Below are 2,647 nucleotides of genomic sequence, written 5' to 3' on the forward strand. Positions count from 1 at the left end.
CAGATATTAGGCTTAAAGACAGCGCTCATGACAATGAGTACGGGAAGCATGGGAACGCTTATGAATATCTCGAATATACGTTGCATTAAAGAATCCTTCCAGCCTCCAACATAAGCACTGATGACACCGTAAACGACACCTATGGAAACCGAAACAAGAGCCGTGAGGAGCCCGATGAGCATGGCCCATTTCACTCCGGCTATTACTCCACTCCAGATATCTCTCTTCGAGTTGTCCGTCCCCAGAATCCCATGTACTCTGCCCGCAATGCTGATAAAGACATTGTCGATCCTCTCGTCTGGCTTTTGCAGTAGAAGTGTTACTTTGAGTCTGTATGTTCCAACGAGCGGCTCAGGATTTCTGAATATTCCCTCCTGGGCTTTCGAGAATAACACATCGGTAGTCTTGATTGTTTGGAGAGGGACTCCTTCAGAAGGGGAGTATTTCTTGCCGAAATTCATCGCCGATGTTTGGGCCGATCTATCGATTGAGACCCTGGCATCTTGACTTGGAGAGGTTTCAAGCTGTTTTCTGTACAAATCAACTGAAAGGCCGTCCGGTCTTTCGATAGAGATAACCACAGTTGGCTTGCCGACTCCAGAAGCATGAAACACGACATCCGAGGGAGCAACAGACGCGGAGTAATCATATTCAAAAACATACTCCTGTATTCTCATTGCACCGGCAAGGGTTTCGGAAAAGGTATACTTCTCGATAGTCTCCGATACCGCGCGCTTCTTTGAGGTAAAGAGATTAATCCACGAAGGAGGTGCACTGGAAGGAAGATCCTGCCAATAGGTAATATCTCTCCACTTCTCGTTGACTTCGGGATATGGTACGATGATAGGTTCAAAGATTAGGATGCAGATAAATACTACGAGAAATATGAGACCAATCATTCCCGACCTAACCTTTCTGAATTCCTTCCAGAAATCGCTTGCCGATCTTCTTAAATCACTCATAGTCATTGTTTACCACCTACCTTGATTCTTGGATCAAGTAGGCCATAAATGAGATCTAGAAGGACTAGACCACAGATATATAAGCCGGTAGTTATCGCGAGGTTTCCCATAAGAACTGGAACATCATTCTGCTGCAAAGCTATCCAGTAAAGGTTTCCCATTCCTGGCCAGGAGAAAATTCCCTCGTAGACAATGTTTCCTCCAACAGAAGCTAGCAATGCCAGCAGAGACATTGTAACAATCGGCGGTGCAGAAGTTCTCATAGTGTGTCCGTAGAGAACCTTCCTTTCAGGGATACCTCTTGCTCTTGCCGCCATTATGTAGTCTTCCTGAAGTACTCCGAGAACGATGTTTCTGGTAAGAAAGGCCCTTCCCCAGAAACCGATAACAACAAGCGTAAGTACTGGGAGCGCGAGGTGATACAGAAGATCGAAGAAGTACGAAATTCCCTCTGGCGGTGGAGTCGAGTGTAGTCCACCGGAGGGAAAGATCTTTACTCCATAAGCGAAGAACATGATCATAATCATTCCCAGCCACCACGACGGCATACCGAAGACCACCATGGTTCCAACTGAAGTGCTTTTGTCCAGTAGTCCTCCGGCCTTTTGTGCCTTTTTCAGTCCCAGAAGAAGGCCGAGAACAATGTCCACCAGCATTGCAACAGAGAAGAGAAGAATGGTCTTCGGTATAGCTTCTGAAACGACATCCCATACGCTTCTGCTTCCATTGGAGGATCTAATGATTGTCGAATTACCAAGATTCAAAGTGAGGGTGTCCCAGGTTCGCCAGAGAATTCTTTCGGCTACTGGTCTTGTTAGGCGGTACAGTGAGTACAGATCGTTTCTTCGATTAATAACGTAGTCTTCCAGCTGACTCTCGTTCAGACTGGTCATCCGCATAGTCTCTCCTCTGATCTGTTCTTCAATTTGCGCTCTTAGGGTCTGTTCCATTACCGTATTGAACAGAGCAGAGAAAATGAAAACCAAGATCGCGTACATAAGTATCCCATAGAGCACTCTCTTAATTGCATACTTCCAGTACATAATTCACCTCGATCAACAAGCAAAATTCTGTTCGATCTCTATTGGGATTCAAAAACGTGTATTTCCCAAAAACAAATGACGAGTAGAAAGAATATGTTATCCTTATTAAGTCTACGAGCTTTCATAGCCGAAAAGATCTCGCCTATGAGAAAAGTTCATTGGTGTTGTGAATCGATTGAAAACACAGTGGTCAGAGGTAAATCACACCCACAACACAACATAAACAATGATAACAAATAGTTCTGCCGACAAATGCAAATAGATATGATGGGTTACGGTACATAACAATTATATACTCACTGTTAAATAATCAGTTGTGTTGCACGGTATAGTTCAAGAGACTAAGGGAGGAAATGTCATGCAGCTTTCTTCATTTGGCGAGGGAACAATTAAGCATTTCACATGGCTGAATGAACCGAAGCGCTGGGAATTGCAGGATGGTAACCTGATAGTGGAATCAGAAGAATCTACCGATTTCTGGCAAAGAACGCATTACGGATTTAGAAACGACAACGGCCATTTTCTTTTTGTCCCATTAATGGAAGATTTCTCGTTTGTCCTTGGCGCGAAGTTCTTCCCGGTCAATCAATACGATCAGGCCGGAGTCATGGTGAGGGTCTCACCTTCCTGCTGGTTGAAGAG

The 2,647-nt window shown here is 44.7% G+C and carries 3 protein-coding genes; 1 reads left to right on the forward strand and 2 read right to left on the reverse strand.

Annotated elements, in window-relative coordinates:
* Both BG32_RS00845 and BG32_RS00850 read right to left on the reverse strand, forming a co-directional pair.
* Positions 1-968, reverse strand: a 968-nt coding sequence (locus BG32_RS00845; RefSeq protein WP_121526232.1) for an ABC transporter permease, incomplete at its 3' end; no start/stop codon positions are given.
* On the reverse strand, positions 965-2,005 hold the full coding sequence (locus BG32_RS00850) for an ABC transporter permease (protein WP_014731392.1): 1,041 nt from the start codon (positions 2,003-2,005) through the stop codon (positions 965-967). The genes BG32_RS00845 and BG32_RS00850, both read right to left, overlap by 4 nt.
* 358 nt (positions 2,006-2,363) lie before the next feature.
* Between BG32_RS00850 and BG32_RS00855 the strand changes: the two genes are divergently transcribed.
* Positions 2,364-2,647: DUF1349 domain-containing protein (locus BG32_RS00855; RefSeq protein ID WP_121526233.1), on the forward strand; the 284-nt coding region annotated here is incomplete at its 3' end.

This window comes from Mesotoga sp. HF07.pep.5.2.highcov, from assembly GCF_003666285.1.
GTDB classification, from domain to species: Bacteria; Thermotogota; Thermotogae; order Petrotogales; family Kosmotogaceae; genus Mesotoga; species Mesotoga prima.